At 58.8% G+C, this 19,624-nt stretch carries 21 protein-coding genes; 11 read left to right on the top strand and 10 right to left on the bottom strand.

What is annotated here, in order from left to right; genetic code table 11:
• Positions 1-50 precede the first annotated feature (50 nt).
• Genes cobA through HNQ99_RS00395 form a run of 5 tightly spaced genes read left to right on the top strand, consistent with a single transcriptional unit; the run spans position 51 to position 3,950 of the window.
• Entirely contained in the window at positions 51-836 is a 786-nt protein-coding gene (cobA, locus tag HNQ99_RS00415; protein ID WP_184473674.1) for a uroporphyrinogen-III C-methyltransferase, read from the top strand.
• Entirely contained in the window at positions 833-1,120 is a 288-nt protein-coding gene (locus HNQ99_RS00410; protein WP_184473673.1) for a DUF2849 domain-containing protein, read from the top strand. The genes cobA and HNQ99_RS00410 overlap by 4 nt, the downstream gene beginning before the upstream one ends.
• A 5-nt stretch (positions 1,121-1,125) precedes the next feature.
• Positions 1,126-2,757: a nitrite/sulfite reductase gene (locus HNQ99_RS00405; protein ID WP_184473672.1), complete on the top strand. Its 1,632-nt coding sequence runs from the start codon at positions 1,126-1,128 to the stop codon at positions 2,755-2,757.
• On the top strand, positions 2,750-3,178 hold the full coding sequence (locus HNQ99_RS00400; protein WP_184473671.1) for a DUF934 domain-containing protein: 429 nt from the start codon (positions 2,750-2,752) through the stop codon (positions 3,176-3,178). The genes HNQ99_RS00405 and HNQ99_RS00400 overlap by 8 nt, the downstream gene beginning before the upstream one ends.
• Positions 3,171-3,950: a phosphoadenylyl-sulfate reductase gene (locus HNQ99_RS00395; protein WP_184473670.1), complete on the top strand. Its 780-nt coding sequence runs from the start codon at positions 3,171-3,173 to the stop codon at positions 3,948-3,950. Before HNQ99_RS00400 ends, HNQ99_RS00395 begins: the two co-directional genes overlap by 8 nt.
• Before the next feature lie 34 nt (positions 3,951-3,984).
• Here the strand turns inward: HNQ99_RS00395 and HNQ99_RS00390 are convergent, their stop codons facing one another.
• The 3 genes from HNQ99_RS00390 to HNQ99_RS00380 form a co-directional block, all read right to left on the bottom strand.
• Positions 3,985-5,493, bottom strand: coding sequence for a replicative DNA helicase (locus tag HNQ99_RS00390; protein ID WP_184473669.1), 1,509 nt, complete (start codon positions 5,491-5,493; stop codon positions 3,985-3,987).
• Positions 5,494-5,601: 108 nt separating this feature from the next.
• On the bottom strand, positions 5,602-7,446 hold the full coding sequence (mdoH, locus tag HNQ99_RS00385; RefSeq protein WP_322790297.1) for a glucans biosynthesis glucosyltransferase MdoH: 1,845 nt from the start codon (positions 7,444-7,446) through the stop codon (positions 5,602-5,604).
• 184 nt (positions 7,447-7,630) lie between these two features.
• The gene (locus HNQ99_RS00380) at positions 7,631-9,205 is read right to left on the bottom strand and encodes a glucan biosynthesis protein (RefSeq protein ID WP_246414303.1); all 1,575 of its coding nucleotides are present in this window, start codon (positions 9,203-9,205) and stop codon (positions 7,631-7,633) included.
• Positions 9,206-9,280: 75 nt separating this feature from the next.
• Here HNQ99_RS00380 and HNQ99_RS00375 point away from each other — a divergent pair, with 75 nt between their 5' ends.
• Genes HNQ99_RS00375 through HNQ99_RS00355 form a run of 5 tightly spaced genes read left to right on the top strand, consistent with a single transcriptional unit; the run spans position 9,281 to position 12,273 of the window.
• Positions 9,281-9,763 (top strand): UPF0262 family protein, encoded by a 483-nt coding sequence (locus tag HNQ99_RS00375; RefSeq protein WP_184473667.1) that lies wholly within the window; start codon positions 9,281-9,283, stop codon positions 9,761-9,763.
• Positions 9,764-9,765: 2 nt separating this feature from the next.
• Positions 9,766-10,458, top strand: a complete 693-nt coding sequence (locus HNQ99_RS00370; RefSeq protein WP_184473666.1) for a GH25 family lysozyme — start codon at positions 9,766-9,768, stop codon at positions 10,456-10,458.
• Positions 10,455-10,928: a cytidine deaminase gene (cdd, locus tag HNQ99_RS00365; RefSeq protein WP_184473665.1), complete on the top strand. Its 474-nt coding sequence runs from the start codon at positions 10,455-10,457 to the stop codon at positions 10,926-10,928. The genes HNQ99_RS00370 and cdd overlap by 4 nt, the downstream gene beginning before the upstream one ends.
• Positions 10,919-11,473, top strand: a complete 555-nt coding sequence (gene dcd / locus HNQ99_RS00360; protein ID WP_184473664.1) for a dCTP deaminase — start codon at positions 10,919-10,921, stop codon at positions 11,471-11,473. The genes cdd and dcd overlap by 10 nt, the downstream gene beginning before the upstream one ends.
• Before the next feature lie 14 nt (positions 11,474-11,487).
• Positions 11,488-12,273, top strand: coding sequence for a metallophosphoesterase (locus tag HNQ99_RS00355; RefSeq protein ID WP_184473663.1), 786 nt, complete (start codon positions 11,488-11,490; stop codon positions 12,271-12,273).
• Between the two features lie 3 nt (positions 12,274-12,276).
• On the opposite strand, the gene xth is transcribed toward HNQ99_RS00355, so the two are convergent.
• The 6 genes from xth to HNQ99_RS00325 all read right to left on the bottom strand — a co-directional run bounded on the left by xth (position 12,277) and on the right by HNQ99_RS00325 (position 18,333).
• Positions 12,277-13,047: an exodeoxyribonuclease III gene (gene xth / locus HNQ99_RS00350; protein ID WP_184473662.1), complete on the bottom strand. Its 771-nt coding sequence runs from the start codon at positions 13,045-13,047 to the stop codon at positions 12,277-12,279.
• A gap of 57 nt (positions 13,048-13,104) precedes the next feature.
• A complete protein-coding gene (gene erpA / locus HNQ99_RS00345; RefSeq protein ID WP_184473661.1) occupies positions 13,105-13,431 on the bottom strand; it encodes an iron-sulfur cluster insertion protein ErpA in 327 nt (108 codons plus the stop codon).
• Positions 13,432-13,506: 75 nt separating this feature from the next.
• Entirely contained in the window at positions 13,507-14,226 is a 720-nt protein-coding gene (locus HNQ99_RS00340; RefSeq protein ID WP_407692288.1) for a M23 family metallopeptidase, read from the bottom strand.
• Between the two features lie 121 nt (positions 14,227-14,347).
• Entirely contained in the window at positions 14,348-15,154 is an 807-nt protein-coding gene (locus HNQ99_RS00335; RefSeq protein ID WP_281376736.1) for a ferritin-like domain-containing protein, read from the bottom strand.
• Positions 15,147-15,611 (bottom strand): thioredoxin-dependent thiol peroxidase, encoded by a 465-nt coding sequence (gene bcp, locus HNQ99_RS00330; protein ID WP_184473660.1) that lies wholly within the window; start codon positions 15,609-15,611, stop codon positions 15,147-15,149. Before bcp ends, HNQ99_RS00335 begins: the two co-directional genes overlap by 8 nt.
• Position 15,612: 1 nt before the next feature.
• Complete coding sequence (locus HNQ99_RS00325) at positions 15,613-18,333, bottom strand: bifunctional [glutamine synthetase] adenylyltransferase/[glutamine synthetase]-adenylyl-L-tyrosine phosphorylase (RefSeq protein ID WP_184473659.1); 2,721 nt, start codon at positions 18,331-18,333, stop codon at positions 15,613-15,615.
• A gap of 112 nt (positions 18,334-18,445) precedes the next feature.
• On the opposite strand from HNQ99_RS00325, the gene HNQ99_RS00320 reads away from it, so the two are divergent.
• On the top strand, positions 18,446-18,610 hold the full coding sequence (locus HNQ99_RS00320; protein ID WP_184473658.1) for a hypothetical protein: 165 nt from the start codon (positions 18,446-18,448) through the stop codon (positions 18,608-18,610).
• 35 nt (positions 18,611-18,645) lie between these two features.
• On the opposite strand, the gene HNQ99_RS00315 is transcribed toward HNQ99_RS00320, so the two are convergent.
• Entirely contained in the window at positions 18,646-19,263 is a 618-nt protein-coding gene (locus HNQ99_RS00315; RefSeq protein WP_184473999.1) for a sigma-70 family RNA polymerase sigma factor, read from the bottom strand.
• Positions 19,264-19,624: the final 361 nt, after the last annotated feature.

Here is a 19,624-nt window from a genome sequence, read left to right as displayed (position 1 = left end):
ACAAAACATTCTGGGTTGCGATCAGGGCCTTCTCGACGCATCTCCCCACCATGGCTAATGATGTACCCAAGGAACCAGGTCGTATTTTCCTCGTCGGCGCTGGACCAGGCGATCCCGACCTGCTGACCGTGCGCGCCGCGCGGTTGATTTCCACAGCGTCTGTAATTGTGCACGACGGCTTGGTGGACGATGAAATTCTCGCCCTTGCTCGTCGGGATGCCCGGCTCATTTCGGTGGCCAAGAGCCGCAGCCGCCATTCCATGCCGCAGGAAGAGATTAATGCGTTCATCATCCGCGAAGCACAGGCGGGACATGACATCGTGCGCCTGAAAGGTGGCGATCCCTATATTTTCGGGCGCGGCGGCGAAGAGGCCGAGGAATGCCGCGCCGCTGGAGTGCCAGTCGAGGTCATTCCGGGCATCAGCGCCGCCATCGGCTGCGCGGCCGAAGCGCAATTGCCGTTGACGCATCGGGAGGCCGCGAGCGCGGTGACTTTCGTCGCCGGACAGTGCAAGGGCCTGACGGATCAGGACTGGTCGGGCCTTGCAGGCAAGGGCCGTACGCTGGTTATTTACATGGGCATCGCGACGGCGACAGACATTGCCGACAAGCTGATGGCGGACGGCCTGTCCCCCGACACGCCGGTTGCAGTGCTGGAAAAAGGTACGCGGAGGGACAGCCGCGCCATGCGGACCTTGCTCGCTGACCTCGGCGGCCTTATGGCGCGCGAGCAAGTGAAGAGTCCTGCGCTGATCGTCGTCGGCGAGGTTGTGCTTCGCTCCAATGCGGAAGAAAAACTGGCCCAATGGGCCATACAGGCGGAGAAACTGGCGTGAGAATATTGACCGGCAATGACCTGAAAACAGGCGATGTCATCTGGTGGACTGGTGAAGGCTGGTCGCGGCATCTGGCGGAAGCGGTCGACGCTGGCCACGATGCGGAATCCATTCTCGCACGCGAAGACGCCGAACGCCGCGTCAATGCGGGCTATGTGGTGGAGGCGGAACTGACCGGCGATGGCCCCATGCCGCTCCACATCAAGGACCGCATTCGCGCCAGCGGCCCGACCGTCCGTGCCGATCTTGGCATCAACGCCTCCATTCCCATCGTAAGGGCCTGAAGACCATGTATCGCTACGACAATTACGATCAGGCAATCGTCAATCGCCGCGTCGAGGAATTCCGCGATCAGGCCCGTCGCCGGATGGCCGGCGAACTGACGGAGGAGCAATTCAAGCCGCTGCGGCTGATGAACGGCCTTTATCTCCAATTGCACGCCTACATGCTGCGCGTCGCCATACCCTATGGCACGCTCAACAGCCGCCAAACCCACATGCTGGCGCATATCGCCCGCAAATATGACCGGGATTACGGCCATTTCACCACGCGCCAGAACATCCAATACAACTGGATCAAGCTGGAAGACGCGGCCGACATCCTTGCCGATCTCGCGACGGTGGAAATGCACGCTATCCAGACCAGCGGCAATTGCATCCGCAACATCAGTTCGGACCAATATGCCGGAGTATCCGCTGACGAGGTGGCCGATCCGCGCCCCTGGGCGGAACTGCTTCGCCAATGGTCCAGCTTTCACCCCGAATTCAGCTATCTGCCCCGCAAATTCAAGATTGCGGTGATCGCTTCGAAGGAAGACCGCGCCGCCATGCGGCTGCACGACATCGGTATCGAACTCGTAAAGCGCGATGGGGTTATCGGCGCTCGCGTCTTCGCTGGCGGCGGCATGGGCCGCACCCCGATGGTGGGACCGGAAATCCGCGACTTTGTTACCGAAGACGAACTGATTTCCTATCTGGAAGCATGCTTGCGCGTCTACAATCGCTACGGCCGCCGCGACAACAAGTTCAAGGCACGGATCAAGATCCTGGTCCACGAACTGGGCGTCGATGAATATCGCCGCCAGGTCGAAGAAGAATTTGCCCAGATGAAGACACTGGGTCTCAATCCGCCGACTGCCGAACTCGACCGCATTCGGGGATATTTCGCCGACCCGGCTTATGAAACCGGCCTCGCCGATGACATCGATCTCAGCGATCCCGATTTCGCCATCTGGGTTCGTCAGAATGTGGCCGCCCACAAGCAGCCTGGTTACGCCATCGCGACAATCAGCCTGAAGCCTGTCAGTGGCATTCCGGGCGACGCTTCGGCGGACCAGATCGACCTGATCGCCGATCTTGCCCAGCAATATTCGATGGACGAACTGCGCGTCACCCATGCGCAGAACATTGTCCTGCCCTATGTGAAAAAGTCGGATCTCTACCCGCTTTGGCAAAAACTGGACGCAGCGGGACTTTCGCCGGCGAACCTTGATCTCATCACCGACATCATCGCTTGCCCTGGCCTGGATTATTGCAGTTTGGCCAATGCCCGTTCGATCCCCGTCGCGCAAAAGATCAGCGAACGCTTCGCCGATCTCGACCGGCAGCGCGATCTGGGCGAATTGAAGCTGAAGATTTCAGGCTGCATCAACGCCTGTGGCCATCACCATGCGGGACATATCGGCATTCTTGGCGTCGACCGGAAAGGCACCGAGAATTACCAGCTTCTCTTCGGGGGTTCGGGAGCGGAGGATGCGAGCCTCGCAAAGATCGTCGGCCCGGGTTTCGATGAAGACGGCATCGTAGACGCGGTCGAAAAGGCGACGGACGTTTACAAGGCGCTACGTCAGGACGGCGAACGCTTTCTGGACACTTATCGGCGCGTCGGCATGGAGCCGTTCAAGGAGGCTATTTATGGTTGATTTCCTCTCCTTTCGGGATGGTGACGTGGCCACGCAGGAACCGACTGTCACACTGGAGTCTTTCCAGGGCCAGACCAACGCAACAGCGGTCCGGATCGAGCCGGGCGACGATGCGCGTGAGTTGCTCCCTTATCTCGATCGCATTTCGCTGGTTGAGGTGAGCTTCCCCGTGTTCGGCGATGGTCGCGGCTATTCGGCCGCACGCATTCTGCGGGAAGCCGGTTATACCGGAGAGCTCCGCGCCGTGGGTGACGTTTTGGTCGATCAACTGCCGCATATGCGCCGCTGCGGCTTCGACAGCTTCGTGCCCGACGTACCTTTCGATGCTGACGTGGTGAAGACATCTCTTGAGCGCTATGAGCATGTCTACCAGAAGACCGTTGATGGCCGGGAGCCCGTATGGGCGCTTCGTAATGGCTGAAGCTGCTCGGAAAATCGACGTTATCGACGCCCGCCCCAGCTTCACACAGGCTGCCGCGGACGCCCTCAATGCCCGTTTCGAAGGTGTCGGAACGGAAGAAATGCTCCGCACTCTCTTTTCGGAGGGCATGCTGGGCAAGGTAGCGGTCGTTTCCTCCTTCGGCACGGAAAGCGCCGTTCTGCTGCATCTGGTGGCGCAGGCGGATCGGACCGTTCCCGTGATCTTCGTCGATACGCTGAAAATGTTTCCGGAAACCCTGGCATATCGGGATACGCTGATCGACGCCTTCGCGATCGAGAACAGCTGGGTGGTCACGCCCGATCACGACGCGCTTGCTGCAAAGGACAATACCGGCCTGCGCTGGTCCTATGATCCCGACGGCTGCTGCGAAATCCGCAAAGTGGAGCCCCTGGCCCGCGCCAAGAACGGTCTCGATGCATGGATTTCAGGCCGCAAGGCGTTCCAGTCGCAGACCCGCCAGAATCTGCCCCGATTCGAGGTGGAGGACGGACGCCTGAAGCTCAACCCGTTGGGCGACTGGACCAAGGAGGATCTGGAGGCCTATTTCATAAGGCATCAGCTGCCCCGTCATCCCTTGGAGGAGCAGGGTTATCTTTCCATCGGCTGCGAACCCTGCACGTCCAAGGTCAAGCCCGGAGAAGATCCCCGCGCTGGTCGCTGGCGCGGTTGGGACAAGGTGGAATGCGGCATCCACACGCCATCTACCCCTATCGGCGATCCCGAGGACCCCGCCAACCAGCCTGTGTTCTGATTATCTCCCCTCCCGCGAGCGGGAGGGGAACAAGTCAATCATAACTTAAAGCGCTATAGCCATCATCAATATGGTCGCTGAACTTTGTGATCTTCGCATCGAAGCGTAACTTGACCTTGCCTGTCGCGCCATGGCGCTGCTTGGCCACGATCAGTTCGGCCAAGCCGAAGACCCGCTCCATCTCCATCGCCCATTTGGCGTGATCGTCAAAGCTCTTCGCATCGTCGCCATCCATTGGCCGGCGCGGTTCACGGGCGGCGACATAATAATCCTCACGAAAAACGAACATGACCATGTCGGCGTCCTGCTCGATGGAGCCTGATTCACGCAGGTCCGAAAGCTGCGGCTTCTTGTCTTCGCGCTGCTCCACGGCACGGCTGAGCTGTGAAAGCGCCATTACCGGCACGTTCAGTTCCTTCGCCAGTGTCTTCAGGCCGCGGCTGATCTCCGAAATCTCCTGCACACGATTATCGCCCCCTTTTGAGGAACCCTGCAGCAGCTGCAAATAATCCACCACGATGAAACCGATATTGTGTCGTCGCTTCAGCCGCCTCGCCCGCGTGCGCAAAGCCGCAATCGTCAACCCTGGCGTATCGTCGATGAAAAGAGGCAGGTTTTGCAATTCCCGCGCCGCGCGCGACAGATTCTGGAAGTCCGCACGGCTGATCTTGCCCATGCGCAGCGCCTCGCCGCTGATCCCCGACTGTTCGGCCAATATACGCGTCGCAAGCTGATCCGCAGACATTTCCAGGCTGAAGAAGGCGACTGGCGCACCCATATTCTTGGCGTCATCAATTCCATCGTCCTTGTCACGGACGTAGCGGATGGCGGCGTTATAGGCGATGTTGGTGGCAAGCGAGGTCTTGCCCATGCCCGGCCGGCCGGCAAGGATCATGAGATCGCTATTATGCAGGCCGCCGATCTTCTCATTCAGGCCAGTTAAACCCGTTGTGATACCCGACAGGTGACCGCCGCTGGAAAAGGCGCGTTCAGCAACTTGCACCGCCATGGTACTGGCCTGCAGGAAGCTCTTGACGCTACCGCCCTCGCCCTCGCCCTCGGAAACACGGTAAAGCGCCACTTCCGCCGCTTCGATCTGGCCCAGCGGATCAACGTCCTCACTTGTATCGAGCGCCTTCTCCACCAGTTCCCGACCGACGCCCACCAACTCGCGCAGCAGGGCCAGATCATAGATCTGCGTCGCAAAATCCCGCGCGCCGATCAAGGCAGCGCCATTGCCCGTCAGCTGTGCAAGATAAGCTGGACCTCCCAGCTCTTTCAGGGACTCATCGGCATCCAGCAATGGCTTCAGCGTCACCGGGTTTGCCACCATGTTGCGATCGAGCAGCTTTAATATTGCATCATAGACCCGGCCATGCACCGGCTCGAAGAAATGCTCTGAGCGAAGCTTCAGCTGCACATCCTCTGCGATTCGATTGTCGATCATCAACGCGCCGAGCAGCGCCGCCTCCGCTTCCACATTGCGCGGCAGGCTCTTTTCCGTCCCCTCAGACGGCGCAATCAGTCTTATATTCTCGGCCATGTCCCCTCATCTACCGATCAGGCTGAGGAGACAAGAGGCCGGATTTTTTCGCTGTGGGCAAGCTGTGGAAAACTACGGCAGAGACTGTCGACAGCGACGCAACGTACTTTAGGTAAAGGCGCATTTCCCAAGGCTAAGCGCGGGTGGGGGAACAGGCGCGTAAAGTTGCCGCCGCGCTGCCCTGCCAAAAGACGGAAGCCGGCCCTCATCTTCCGGCATCCGGAATATTCCGCGCCGCGCCAGCCACTCGCCTACGTCACAACGCGACGTGGCGGTCACGATGAAGGGGGCCAGCAACAGGCTTATCGCGACCGGCAACAGCCAGACCATGACGCCTGGTCCCGCCACGATACCGGCGAGAAAAGGCACTGCCAGATAAAGGTGACTGCGATAATCCTGGGTGGCTTGATGAAGCGCTATCCCGTCAGCTTCCCGGCGCTGAGGCGACCAGCCGCTTGGGCGGCCACGCAGGATGCCAATCACGGCTATGGTCTGCGCGAGCATGGTGACCGGAGCGATCAAAATGGATAGCGGTATTTCGACCGCCATTGTCCGCGCGATCCGCCCCAGCCCACCAAGCGCCAACTGCCGCCGGCGATCCATGCACAGCCAGGCAAAGGACATAAGCTTGGGACCTACCAGTAGCAGTCCCGTCAACGCTACTAGCCAGGTCGAAGGCGGTGAGCCTAGCGGCGAGTTCGCGAAGATCAGTGGATGAAGCAGCGTTGCGATCATCAATATGAGCCACAAGGGCGAGGCAAGATATGCGGACGCGCCCATCAGCATCTGGAACCGGCTGACCCAGTGGAGCCCTGCCCCGTTCAACAGCCGCAAATGCTGCAAATTGCCCTGGCACCAACGGCGATCGCGGATGGCAAAATCCGTGAGCGTCGGCGGAAATTCCTCGTGGCTTCCCTCCGGCAGTTCCACCATATGGACGGCCCAGCCACGCCGCCGGAGCAAGGCCGCCTCGACGATATCATGGCTCATGACGTGGCCGCCAAAGGGCTCTGGCCCGGATAGTTCAGGCAAGCCACAACTTTGAGCGAAGGCCTCCACCCTTATGATCGCGTTGTGACCCCAGAAGGTGCCTTCCGCTCCCGACCACCATGCGAGGCCAGCACCGGCGACCGGCCCATAAGCCACGCCGCAAAATTGCTGCCAGCGGGCGAACAGCGTTCGTGCGTTTATCACCGTCGGGACCGTCTGGATCAAGCCGACGGAGGGTGCTCGGTCCATGGCGCTTGCCAACTGCACCATGGCCTTGCCGCTCATCAGGCTGTCGGCATCCAGAACCAGCATGTAATCGTAACCGCCGCCAAAACGACCCACCCACTCGGCGATATTGCCTGGTTTGCGCGCGATATTCTTGGACCGCCGCCGATAATATACCGGGACCGTGCTACCTGCCTTAGTCTGTCGGTAGGCCCTATATTCCCGAGCCTCCATTTCGGCGCGGGAATCGCTCAGCACGAAAAAGTCGAACAGCCCGGTCGCGCCCACATCGGCAACCATCGCCGTCATCTTGGCCACGCGTCCGAATATCTGATCGACATCTTCATTATAAATCGGAATGAGTACAGCCGTGCGCTTGCGTGGAAGACGGAGTTCCGGCTCGTCGGGAAGGGTCATGCTGCGGCTGCTGGCCAGGACGCAGAAGCCGGCGAAAGCACTTAAAAACCCGAAGGATACCCAGCAAAACAAGCTGAAATAGAGAAGGAATAGCGCCGCGTCGATAAGGGACGTTCCATCCTCCCGCAGCGGGCTGGCCAAATCGCTGGCAGCCATCAACCCTACCGCCAGGCTGCCAAGCACCAGCAGTAGCCGACGCTCTGTCATTCCCCATGGAGAGGTTACGACCTGGCGCGTCACTTCAGGCGCTTCTTCGAATGATTGGGTTGGCATGTGGATCGGCGTTTCCGGAGGAAGATCTCCAGCTCCAACCAATCTCACAATTTCATCGGCCCGCGCGGCCGGCAACAAAGGTGTCGCGGTCAATCTGTTCAGCAATCCGGTGCCCAGTCTGTTGTCGTCGGCTTATTTTTCGCCAGCGGCATTATCTCCCAACACGGCCCATCTGGCCGATGCCCCGATCGCTGGAAAGCCGAAACAAAATCCGCGACGGATGACGAGAGCATTAAAACAGCTGGTAAACAAAAGTTTCCGTGAGTGCCTCCTGATTCAGACTCAGGAAAGCGCGGATATCGGTCGGTTCACCGTTGCCGCGTTGGATATCAAGGATAAGCCGCCAGCGATTGCGTGTTCCATCAACTGGAAAGGTGCCGCTATTGACCAACTTTCCGTTCGTGACAGAAATAACCGGCTTCACTGGATTTTTGTAGGTAAGACCACCGAATCGCTCGCCCGCGAAATCAACGACGACCTTCGTGACAGCATCGCTCGGCGGCTGGCCGGGGCGCCCGCCCTGCCCTGTCCAGCAGTCAACCGTCCTTGCAACAGGCATCGCCTCCGGCTCGTTGCCGATCCACCGCATCCTGTAGTCGTATGAATAGCGCGATCCTGCAGCGGCGGCAGCTGCCGGGGTCCAAAAGGCGACGATATTATCTTCATATTCGCTGGTCGTCGGAATCTCATACAACATGACGGCTCCCGCACCCCACTTTCCCTGCGGCTCAATCCACAGGCTGGGCCGTTTTTCATAAAAGACGGCGTCATCCTGATAATGATCGAAAGATCGATCCCGCTGCAACAGCCCAAAGCCCTTGATATTGCTGTCGGCGAAGCTGTTCATTTGCGCGCGGGGCGGATTGTTGAGCGGACGCCAGATGCGCTCGCCCCCACCCGTGCGGATCGCAAGCCCATCGGAGTCGTGAATCTCGGGCCGCCAATCCTTTGCCTTCGCGCGATGCCCTTCGCCATACCAGAACATGCTGGTCAGCGGTGCGATCCCAAGCCGTTCCACGCTGTTCCGCAAGTGCAGCGTCATACTGACATCCTGCAGCATCTGGTCAGCAAGCAGGTGGTTCACCAGCCGGTAAGCACCCGTCACGGATGGACCATCCAGCAGGGCATAGACGGTCACTCCAGTCTCCCCCCGTTCCAGCCAGAAATGCGTAAACTCCGGAAACTCTTCGGGACCGGAAATGCCGGTGTTAATGGCCAGGCCGCGCGCCGACAGCCCATATTGATGCAGTGGCCCTGCGGATCGGAAATAGGATGCGCCTTGAAAGGCCATCCAATCGCCCCGTCCCCCTCTGTTCATAAAACGGAAGCCGGAAAAGCCGCCATTTTTGCCAATAGCGGCCATCGGATGCTTCGCCGGAAAGCGATAGAGCGAAGGACTGTAAGCGAAGGGGCGGGCAATGCCATTTTGAACAATATCGATCGAAATCGCTCTCCTGGCCGTCTTGCTCAACGGAAAGAAGCGGACGCCGAAAGCATCGTCATGATCGGCCCACAAGGTCCGCTCCGGGCGATATTCGACATGCTGTATGGCGTCATAGTCCATTTTGTCGAGGGCAGGCGCACCCTTGGGCGGTGCGCGCCACGGCTCACGGGAAAGCGCAAGCGCGCGATCCTGGAGCCATGCCCAGGAAAAAGCTTCGCCGCCTTTCGTGACAGCCCCGGCAAATGCCGGATGAAGTGCCCATAGGCCAGCTAGCCCGAAAACCGCTTCGCGCCGTGTCGCCATTCCGATCCTCTTCATCAGGCCCCCACACAGGGCAGAAAATTCATAACGCTTGCGGACCATAAAGGCTCCATGAACTTGCCTTTGCGCTTTTATCCGTTGATCTCACCCCCGCCCCCCTCGTAGTGGAGGGATCGAATGGCCGATCCGCGCATCATAGACATTTCGCTCGACGAACAGACCATCATCTGGCGCAACGCGGATGTCGAGCAGGAACGACGGATTGCGATCTTCGACATATTGGAGGAAAATCATTTCGCCCCCCAGCGGGAGCATGCCGATGGCTATAAAGGTCCTTACTGTGTCAACTTGCGCGTGGAAGAAGGGCGGCTGGCAATCGACATAGCGCGGGAAAATGGCGTTTACTTGGAATCGGTCATCCTTGGCCTCGGCCGGTTCCGGCGTCCCATCAAAGATTATTTCGCCATTTGTGACAGCTATTATCAGGCGATCCGCCACGCCACGCCCCAGCAGATCGAAACGGTCGACATGGCCCGTCGCGGCATCCACAATGAGGCGGCTGAAGTACTGAGAGAACGGCTGGAAGGGAAGATCGACGTCGATTTCGATACTGCCCGCCGGCTGTTCACGCTCCTGTGCGTGCTGCATATCAAGGGGTGAGCATGGCGCAAAGAACATGGAAGCGGCGGCTGATGTTCCTCGGCCTGTGGCTGATATTGCTTGCCGCCGCGGCCTTGATGGCCGTGCGCTACGCCGAAGCGTGGACGCCCTCGCGCAATAGCTATCCAGTGCAAGGGATCGCCGTCACGGCCGCCAATGGTTCTGCTGAATGGAGAACGATAAGAGCCGAGGGCGCTGACTTTGCCTATTTACGGGCGTCGGCGGGTGCGTCGACCCGTGACACGGCTTTCGAGGATAATCTGACGGGCGCGCGCGACGCCCGGCTACGCTATGGGGCAATGCACGATTACAGCCTGTGTGCGTCCGCCGGCGATCAGGCGACCCTGTTCATTGCGACCGTGCCGCGTGACGATGCCATGTTGCCACCTGCGGTGCGCCTGGATCTGATGCCCGGCTGCTTGCGCCGACCCGGTCGCGCGACGGTCCTTAGCGAACTTAACATCTTTCTGAACCTCATCGAGGCGCATCTTGGCAAGCCCGCACTCATCAGGGTCAGCCCTGAATTTGAGGATCTTTACCGGGTCGGCGAAGGCATTAATCGCACTTTGTGGCTTGAAGGCAATTTCTTCCCCCCCGATTATGCGGAGCGCCCCTGGGTCATATGGACAGCGTCCAACATCAGACGGATTGAGGGGATCGAAAGCGCAGTCGAATGGGACGTGGTGCGGCCATGACGGATCCTCAACAAGAACTTCTCGCGGCGGCTCGCAAAGCCATGGAAAATGCACACTGTCCTTATAGCCGCTTTGCAGTGGGGGCAGCGGTCCGCCTAACAGACGGAACAGTTGTCATTGGCAGCAATTTCGAAAATGCGAGCTACGGACTGTCGCTGTGCGCCGAAACCGTGGCCCTCGCCTCGGTCAATGCTCAGGGACGCTTGGCCGATGTGGAAGCTATCGCCATGGCAGGCGGCCCCATTGACGACCGGGGGGTCATATCTGGCCAGAATGTGGTCACACCCTGCGGCCGCTGCCGTCAAATCATCAGTGAAGCCGAGCAGGTGGCGGGACGGGCGATTTCCATCTATTGCACATCAGCCGAGGGTGATCGGGTGGAACGGTACAGCCTTGCCCAACTCTTGCCTCATGCGTTCGGCCGGCCATTCTTGAAGGAAACGAAGCGAAAGATGCTTGAATGTCGATAATGTCCGATAAGTGGATTCGCGCGCAGGCGCTGGAAAATGCCATGATCGAGCCCTTCGTCGAGGCGCAGAAGCGTGAGGGTTGCATCAGCTACGGCCTTTCCTCCTATGGCTATGACGCGCGCGTATCCGATGAGTTCAAGATCTTCACCAATGTGGACAGCGCCACGGTGGATCCCAAAGATTTCGCATCGAACAGCTTTGTCGACCGCAAGACCGATTGCTGCATCATTCCGCCCAATAGTTTTGCCTTGGCCCGGACGGTGGAATATTTCCGCATTCCGCGCGACGTGCTGGTCATCTGCCTTGGCAAGAGCACCTATGCGCGTTGCGGCATCATCGTTAATGTAACGCCCCTTGAGCCAGGCTGGGAAGGACATGTGACGCTCGAATTTTCCAACACCACGCCGCTTCCCGCCAAGATCTACGCCAATGAAGGCGCGTGCCAGTTTCTGTTCCTGCAAGGCAATGAGCCGTGTGAAGTCAGCTATGCCGACCGCGCCGGAAAATATATGGGACAACAGGGCGTGACGCTGCCCAGACTGTGATATAGTGGCCCGGCATGTTGGGGATTTTCTCACGCAGGAAAAAAATCGCTGAAGCACCGGCTCTTCCTTCGGTGGAGGATGGCCGACGATATTACGCGATTGGCGACATTCACGGGCGGTTGGATCTTCTGGACCAGCTCCTCGACCGCATCCTTAGCGACAGCAGCGCAAGGGGGGACGGCGAAGCCCGGCTGATCTTCCTTGGAGACCTGGTCGATAGAGGCCCTGCTTCGGCCGGTGTGGTTCAGCGCGCCATGGAATTGGCGGAGCTCGGAATTCAGAGCGACGAAGGCACCGTGCGCTTCCTAAAGGGAAACCATGAGGAAGTTTTCATTCGCGCGGCTCGCGGGGACGTCCAGTCGACTCGTTTTCTCACCCGTTTCGGTGGGCGGGAAACAATGCTTAGCTATGGCCTTGGCGCCGATGACTATGAAAGCATGGAGGCTGAGCAGCTCACCGACTGGATGTTGAACAATGTTCCCAGAGTCCATATCGATTTTCTGGACAGTTTTGAAGATCTGATCGAGGCAGGCGATTACGTGTTCGTCCACGCGGGCATAAAGCCGGGCGTGGCCTTATCGGAACAAGATCCAGCCGACTTGCGGTGGATCCGGGATGAATTCCTGTTCTACCGCCAGCCCCATGACAAGATCGTTGTCCATGGCCACACGATCATGCTGGAGGTAGATGAGCACCCCAATCGGATCGGTATCGACACAGGCGCGTACCATAGCGGTCGGCTGACGGCGATTGGGCTTGAGGGAACGGAGCGCTGGTATTTATCGACAGCAGATCGATAATCATTAGCGCAGTTCCACCCAGACCGGCGCATGATCGCTGGCTTTTTCCCGGCCTCGATATTCCTTATCCACTTGCGCGTCGATCAGCCGGTCCGCCGCAATGGGACTCAACAGGAAATGGTCGATGCGAAAACCGGCATCCCGCTGCCAGCAGCCTGCCTGATAATCCCAAAAGGTCCACACCCCGCCTGAAGGATACCGCGTCGCCAGCGCATCGGTCCATCCATCCCCAAGGATGCGCCGATAGGCGGCCCTGCTTTCCGGCTGCATAAGGGCGTCGTTCTCCATGGCCCGCACGGAGAAAACGTCCTGATCGTGTGGAATGACATTATAGTCTCCAGCCAGCACCGCCGGGATTTCCTCCGCCATTATCTCCGCGGAGCGATGGCGCAGGCGCTCCATCCAGCGCAGCTTATAGTCGAACTTGGGACCCGGTTGAGGATTGCCGTTGGGCAGGTAAATGCTGGCGACCCGAACGCCGTTTACGTCCGCCTCGATATAGCGGCTATGCTCGTCCTCCGGCTCGCCCGCGAGGCCGCGTGTAACTTCGATCGGATCTATGCCGCGCGCCAGAATGGCAACGCCGTTAAATCCCTTTTGCCCATGCCAGATACACCCATAGCCGGCATCGCGAATTTCCTTTTCCGGAAACCCTTCGTCCGCCGTCTTGATTTCCTGAAGACACGCTACATCCGGCCGGGTTTCGGCTATCCATTCCAAAAGACGCGGCAGGCGCGCCTTGATGCCGTTGATATTGAAAGTGGCGATCCGCATGAAAGCTTTCCCAAAAGCAATATTCCGGCAAAACCGAAATAGTTTCAGGCGGTGCTTCTAAACCGAAAAACTGGATCCGCAACCGCAGCCGGACGCTGCATTGGGATTGGTAACCTTGAAGGCTGAGCCGCCCAGATCCTCAACATAATCGACCGCTGAACCACGCACCAGGTCCAGGCTTACGGCGTCAACCACCAGTCTGACGCCATCCTGCTCCACCGTCAGATCATCGCTATCCACCTCTTCGACAAGCCCGAATCGGTATTGGAAGCCAGAACAACCGCCTCCTTCCACCGCTAGGCGCAGGATCGCAGGTTTACCCTGGCGGGTCGCAATGGCGGCCACACGCGCGGCTGCGGAGGGCGTAAGGATCATATCGGACATGTGGGGAAGATAGGGATTCAAAACCAAACCGGCAAGCCAATGGCGCCGGTTGTACTATCGCAAAGCTGCGGTCACTTATTCCCTTTCGGGACCACCCATCGCAATGACCGGCGGCTTGCCGTTCAGTGCCAACAGATAATCGCTGGATTGGATGAAGGGCAAAGGATTGACGGCATCGCCGTCTATGCGCACTTCATAATGAAGGTGGCTGCCGGTGGAACGACCGGTCGAACCCATGAGGCCTATAACCTGGCCACGGCGCACGCGCTGGTTCGGCTGCACGATCAGCTTCGACATATGGCCATAGCGGGTTTCAATGCCATTGCCGTGGTTCAGTTCGACCAGATTGCCATAACCGCTAACCCACTGAGAGCGGCCGACGATCCCATCGGCAGTGGCATAGATCGGGGTGCCGACCGGACCGGGAATATCAATGCCCTTGTGAGCGCGCCGATGACCGTTGAACGGATCTTCGCGGACACCGAAGCTGCTGGTCAGGGTCAGATTGTCCACTGGGCGCGACGAAGGAATAGAAACCGTTGCCTGCAGGCCGCCGTCCATCTTTTTCCAGGAAGCGAAAATTGCACGAAAATCGGCATCAGCCGTGCCAAGGCCGCTCCTGATATCGGAGGCATCATCCTCATGGCTGTCCATCGCAACGTCAGCCATTGCCGGAGCGGCAGCGCACATGGCGGCACCAATAAAGAGAATTTTCAAAGCAGAGAAGGCGTTATTGTCCCAAAGCGTACGGAACAAGCTTCCGCCGACATCGTTGTTCGCTTTGAAAAAGGACATGCAGACCCCGACTTATGCGCGGGGCGTTGCCCCTTTTTGCGACCAATTTTTTAGCTGAGTGGCCCTGGTTTCCCCAACCAAGCCCTCCCGGCCCCGTGCATCCTGTGTGCATGCAGTGGTCCTATCCTGCAAGCGCCGTGTAATATTCCCGCGTTAAACCGGCTTGCCGACGCGCTGAGTCGTTGAACGGAGGCTTTAGAGAGCCCCGAAAGTGGCGGATTACAAGGATTTGGTAATAATTAGCAGCCGATAAACCCCCTCGTCTCGCCGTCTCGTTGAACCATTTCGTCCCTGTTGCGACGTGCCGAATTTCGTCTGCGTAGATTCGCCGAAGCATTGTTGCGGTACGACGGTCGCCCATGTGCTCGAACCGTTCGGCTGTCTGCGGCGTGATATCCAGGGCTCTCGCTTCCAAGACCATCGGAACTATGGCTAGTCGTGCTGCAACGTCGTGGGCCGTCTCTTGCGCCGCCTCCCATAGCCCATCATGCGCGGGCAGCGCCCCATAGAAGCTGCCATATTGACGAAGCCGCCGGTCCAGCAGGGCGAAGTGCATTGCTTCGTCGGCACCCACCCTCATCCAGTCACTGGTAAATTCCGGAGGAAATTCCGCACCAAACCGCGCCACAAGGTCGAACGCCAGATCGATGGCGACGAATTCGATATGGGCCAAGGCATGTAGCATAGCTATGCGAGCCCGTTCCGATCCGCCCCTGCCCCGCTTCGGCATCCGCGTTGGAGGCAGTAATTCCGGCTGATCCGGCCTTGCGGGCCGCTCCGGCAACGACACGCCAAAGACATGCTGCAACCGGCCCAGCCGCCAATTCCTGGCGGCTGCCCTCGCCGCCATAACCTTGGCGGACGGGTCAGCAGTCAGCAACACGGCGCTTGCAGCTTCGCCTACCGTTCGGCGGTGAGCCTCAACCAAGCGTCTTCACCGCTTCCAATACTTCCTGCGCATGGCCGGAAACCTTCACCTTAGGCCAGACCCGTACCACTTTCCCATCACGGTCGATCAGGAAGGTCGCTCGCGCAATCCCCATGTAGGTTCGCCCGTACATGCTCTTTTCAATCCAAGTGCCGAAAGCCTCGCAGAAATCTCCCGTCCCATCCGAAGCCAATTCCACCTTAAGATCGTACTTTTCGGCGAAACGGCCAAGTTTCTTCACACTGTCCTTGGACACACCCAGAACCGCTGCTCCAGCCCTTTCGAATTCTGCCGCCAGGCTGGAGAAATCCTTCGCTTCATTGGTGCATCCCGGCGTGTCCGCCTTCGGGTAGAAATAGAGAACCAGCGGTTTTCCAAGGTAGCGCCGCAGCGTGAAGCTTTCGCCATTCAAATCATCCAGCGCGGTGTCCGGAACCGATTCCCCCTCATTGATCATCTCAAATGTCTCCATGCTGCAAAACTATGGCCTTCCATTGGCTTTGCACGCATTGCCGGGCACGAGCATAGCTTTCAAGCCAATCGTCCCAGCTTTTACAGCCGCACGCGCGGGCCACCAGCATCTTCGAGGCCCCGTCTGGTTCCAGCGCTCCCGATATAGCCAGGCGCGACACGACCAAAAAGCGCGTGAGCAGGTCATGAGCACTGATCAGCTCCGCCGGTAAATGTCCTTCACCTACCAACATCTGCAACGCCTCGTTCAGACACGGAGAAAAGCCACTATCGTTACGAAACTGAGTGACATGGACTAGAAATTCCAGATCGATGAGCCCACCGGCAACGAGCTTTGCATCAAGGGGGCCGGATGGCGGCTTATGGCGCGCAATATCGGTTCGCATCTTGATGGCGTCCCGCACGAAACGTGACAGGTCTCGCTTCATATGGAGCACATCATCTATGATGGTCTGAAGGGCTGTCCGTGCCGACGCCGATCCGAAAACCGGCCGCGCTCGTGTCAGCGCCAGATGCTCCCAGGTCCAGGCGGATTCTTTTTGATACCGCTCAAAGCTGTCGAAGGAGACGGCCAGCAGGCCCTGCGCGCCCGAAGGCCGCAGACGGGTATCCACCTCGTAAAGCGGCCCGGAGGCGGTTTGCACAGACAAGGCATTGCTGATCCGCTGAACCAGGCGATTATAATATTGCGTCGCGCCCAACGGCCTGCGTCCATCGGACTCAGCGCGGAAATCGCCGCTGAAAAGATAAATCAAGTCGAGATCGGACGCATGGGTAAGCGCACCACCGCCTAACCGTCCGAGCGCCAATATCGCCAGTTCGCTTCCAGGAACCTTGCCATGCTGAGCCTCGAACTCGCCGACGGTTGCTTCCGCGAGGGTGAGGAGCGCCGCCTCCGCAATTTTCGAATAGTCGGCAGCAACTTCCAAAGGATCGCGCGCACCCTCGATGATCTGTACGCCCAGTGCAAAACGACGGTCTCCCACCTTCTGCCGCACCCGATCAAGCAGCACTTGATAATCCTCGCCGGGTTCCAGTGCCGAAAACAACCTGACCAGTTCGTCCACTGGCGACTGTGGGTCGAAGGCCGTGGCGTCGATCAAGCCGTCCAGCAATTCCGTGCGCCGCGCCAGGGCTTCTGCAAGAACCGGAGCATGGCTTAGGATGTTGCCCAGCATGGCGGCCAGTGCAGGCCGCGCTTCCAACAGCTTGAAGAAGTTTATCGCGCTTGGCAGACGCGCAATCATATGATCCAACCGATTGAGCGATCCCGGCGGATCGGGCGCTTTCGCTATCGCCGCCATGAGGTCGGGAAGCACGGCTTCCAGAGCCGACAAGGCCGCCTTGCTTCGCAAAGCCCGGAGCGTTCCACTACGCCAACTGATAATGCGGGCCGCCGGTGTCTTCGGATCGGCAAAACCAAGCCCTGCCAATTGCTCGGTAAGCCGGGTCTCATTCATGGACAAGCCGTCCCCCGCGTCCGACCCGATCAGCCCGTCGAATATACGCCCGGTTCGTTCGACGTGCGGCCGCAGCAGGTCGAACAGCTCTTCCGGCCGTTCCAGGCCATGCAGGCCCGCCACGCGTTGAAGCTCCTCGGCACTTTTAGGCAGACTATGGGTCTGCCGGTCCTCTACCATCTGCAGCCGGTGCTCGATGGTGCGATACAGCACATAAGCGGCGTCGAGATCCGCGGCGACATCAGACTCTATAATGCCTCCGCCGCGTAACGCGGCCAAAGCCTCACCTGTTGCCGGCGCGCGCAATTCGGAATGGCGTCCGCCATGGATGAGCTGATGCGCTTGGGCAAAAAATTCCACTTCTCGGATACCGCCCCGCCCACGCTTCAGATCGAAGCCAGGCCCAAAAACTTGCCCCTGAGCATAATGATCGCGAATGCGGCGCGACACATCGGTAATCTGGTCTATGGCCCCAAAATCAAGTGAGCGCCGCCAGATGAAAGGACGGATTGCCTGCAGAAAATAAGTTCCCAGTGTTTTGTCTCCCGCCGCAGCGCGAGACCGGATGAATGCAGCCTGCTCCCATCCCAAAGCCATTGTTTCATAATAGGAAATTGCGGCGTCTACAGGAAGAACGATGGGCGTGGCTTCAGGAGACGGCCTCAGCCGAAGGTCCACGCGAAAAACATAGCCGTCACCATCGCGCGCGCTGAGTAATTCAACCACCCGCCGTCCAATCCGCTGGGCCGCCTCGATCGGTTCCTCGCGCTCCCGCCGAGGCATGGTATTGGGATCGTAAACGAGGATCGGGTCTATGTCAGAACTGTAATTGAGTTCCCGACTGCCATGCTTTCCCAGTGCAATAACAGCAAAGCCGCGCGGCTCTTCGCCAGGCAGCCGCTCGGCAAAGGCGGTATGAATTGCTGCTTCCAACGCCTCGTCGGCAAAGTCGGAGAGCACGTGCATCACGCGTTCGAGGTCCCACGCGCCCGCCAGATCAGCGATCGCGGTTACCAACGCCAGTGCATTGCGGCGCCTGCGCAACATTTGCGCCGTACCGGACGCGTCCTGCCCTGACTGCTCCGCTTTTCGAAAAGCCTCGTCGAGCTTCCCGACATTCAAAAGATCGCTGATTGCCTCATGCTGGTCGGCAAGCCGCGATAAAAACCCGCTGTGCCGCCGCGCTCGGTTTAAAGCATCGGAAAAATTCAACATAATGGGAAATTTCGTCGAGTCGTGGAGTCGCATGGCAAAAGCGCCGGTCGCAAATGTAGCTCGCTTGGTCCCAAAAAAATAATCAGAAACCTTTCTGGGACGTCTTCGTTTGTAAGCCATGTCAAGACGGAACGAAAGTTTATCAGTGCGGCAGCAGGAAGAGGGAAACACGCGTTACCAGACAGTTTCCCGTCCGGTCCCCCATGAGGGTGTGGGCCGGGCGCTTCGTAGCGCCTATCATCAGCCAGAAAATAACCTGCCGCCCGAATTGGGCGATTTGCTGGGAAAGTTGAACCAGCTTCCGCTCTGACTTCGACTAAATGAAGCATGCGGCATGCAGCTATTTTATAGCCGTCCCCGGCTCATGCGATCGACGTCATCCATTATTTCTTCAAGCGCTCCGCCCTCGCTGCTGATCTGCGTACGGCGGGACGGGATCGCGCCGTCTTCCAATATCTGCTCCAGCGCTGCCCTGCCTCTTGCAACGCGACTTTTGATAGTCCCAACGGCAACCTCGCAGATCTCGGCAGCCTCCTCATATGCAAAGCCGCCCGCTCCCACCAGGATCAGTGCTTCGCGCTGCGATTGAGGCAGTTGCATCAATGCCCGTTGCATGTCGGACAATTCAACCTGCTTATCCTGTCCTGCTGGGGCCGCCAGCAGACGGTCCGCCGCCAATTCATCCCATTCCCCCCGGAAACGGGAACGCCGCATTTGCGATAGATAGTAATTGCGCAGAATGATGAAGGTCCAGGCGCGCATATTGGTCCCGGCCTGAAAACGCTCCCGGGCTGCCCATGCCTTGAGCAATGTTTCCTGCACCAGGTCGTCGGCAACATCACGATTGCCGGATAGGGAACGGCCAAAGGCGCGCAGATGCGGAATCACGTCGGCCAACTGCTTTTTGAATTCAGTATCCGAAAGACTCGTGCGGTCTTTTGGGTCGTCGGCAATTTCCGGCATGTCGGTCCGCACGCCTGGCGACTGATCATCGGCCATGGGGCTCCCCCCTTGTTCTGGCGGTCTCATTAGACACCCCCCGGCCGGTGTTGTAAAGCAACTTCATCGCCTTCTTCAGTCCTCAAAATTACCAACCCATTACCCGCAGATCCGGCAGATCCGGGTGAAGAGATCGCACTAAAAAATAAGGACTACAGCCATCAGCGCTACTATCGCCAATAAGAGCGAAATCATCAAAACATATCGCACTATGTGCGGCGTGCTTCCCGACCTGGCATCGGTCTTGCTGATATGGGGGCCGGGTTCCTGCAATGATATCTCTCCCGTAACGTAGCCAGCGACCAACGCGGAACCGCCCGGAGTG

It is taken from the genome of Rhizorhapis suberifaciens (assembly GCF_014200045.1).
Lineage (GTDB): Bacteria > Pseudomonadota > Alphaproteobacteria > Sphingomonadales > Sphingomonadaceae > Rhizorhapis > Rhizorhapis suberifaciens.
The sequence above is the reverse complement of the archived record's forward strand: the minus strand, read 5'-3'. Positions and strand labels throughout refer to the sequence as shown.

What these genes read in the sequence shown, in the direction of transcription:
- cobA (WP_184473674.1), top strand. Translation starts at nt 51, where the DNA reads ATGGCTAATGATGTACCCAAGGAACCAGGTCGTATTTTCCTCGTCGGC.
- HNQ99_RS00405 (WP_184473672.1), top strand. Translation starts at nt 1,126, where the DNA reads ATGTATCGCTACGACAATTACGATCAGGCAATCGTCAATCGCCGCGTC.
- HNQ99_RS00400 (WP_184473671.1), top strand. Translation starts at nt 2,750, where the DNA reads ATGGTTGATTTCCTCTCCTTTCGGGATGGTGACGTGGCCACGCAGGAA.
- HNQ99_RS00395 (WP_184473670.1), top strand. Translation starts at nt 3,171, where the DNA reads ATGGCTGAAGCTGCTCGGAAAATCGACGTTATCGACGCCCGCCCCAGC.
- HNQ99_RS00390 (WP_184473669.1), bottom strand. Translation starts at nt 5,493, where the DNA reads ATGGCCGAGAATATAAGACTGATTGCGCCGTCTGAGGGGACGGAAAAG.
- HNQ99_RS00380 (WP_246414303.1), bottom strand. Translation starts at nt 9,205, where the DNA reads ATGGTCCGCAAGCGTTATGAATTTTCTGCCCTGTGTGGGGGCCTGATG.
- HNQ99_RS00375 (WP_184473667.1), top strand. Translation starts at nt 9,281, where the DNA reads ATGGCCGATCCGCGCATCATAGACATTTCGCTCGACGAACAGACCATC.
- HNQ99_RS00370 (WP_184473666.1), top strand. Translation starts at nt 9,766, where the DNA reads ATGGCGCAAAGAACATGGAAGCGGCGGCTGATGTTCCTCGGCCTGTGG.
- cdd (WP_184473665.1), top strand. Translation starts at nt 10,455, where the DNA reads ATGACGGATCCTCAACAAGAACTTCTCGCGGCGGCTCGCAAAGCCATG.
- dcd (WP_184473664.1), top strand. Translation starts at nt 10,919, where the DNA reads ATGTCGATAATGTCCGATAAGTGGATTCGCGCGCAGGCGCTGGAAAAT.
- HNQ99_RS00355 (WP_184473663.1), top strand. Translation starts at nt 11,488, where the DNA reads ATGTTGGGGATTTTCTCACGCAGGAAAAAAATCGCTGAAGCACCGGCT.
- xth (WP_184473662.1), bottom strand. Translation starts at nt 13,047, where the DNA reads ATGCGGATCGCCACTTTCAATATCAACGGCATCAAGGCGCGCCTGCCG.
- erpA (WP_184473661.1), bottom strand. Translation starts at nt 13,431, where the DNA reads ATGTCCGATATGATCCTTACGCCCTCCGCAGCCGCGCGTGTGGCCGCC.
- HNQ99_RS00340 (WP_407692288.1), bottom strand. Translation starts at nt 14,226, where the DNA reads ATGTCCTTTTTCAAAGCGAACAACGATGTCGGCGGAAGCTTGTTCCGT.
- bcp (WP_184473660.1), bottom strand. Translation starts at nt 15,611, where the DNA reads ATGATCAATGAGGGGGAATCGGTTCCGGACACCGCGCTGGATGATTTG.
- HNQ99_RS00325 (WP_184473659.1), bottom strand. Translation starts at nt 18,333, where the DNA reads ATGCGACTCCACGACTCGACGAAATTTCCCATTATGTTGAATTTTTCC.
- HNQ99_RS00315 (WP_184473999.1), bottom strand. Translation starts at nt 19,263, where the DNA reads ATGCCGGAAATTGCCGACGACCCAAAAGACCGCACGAGTCTTTCGGAT.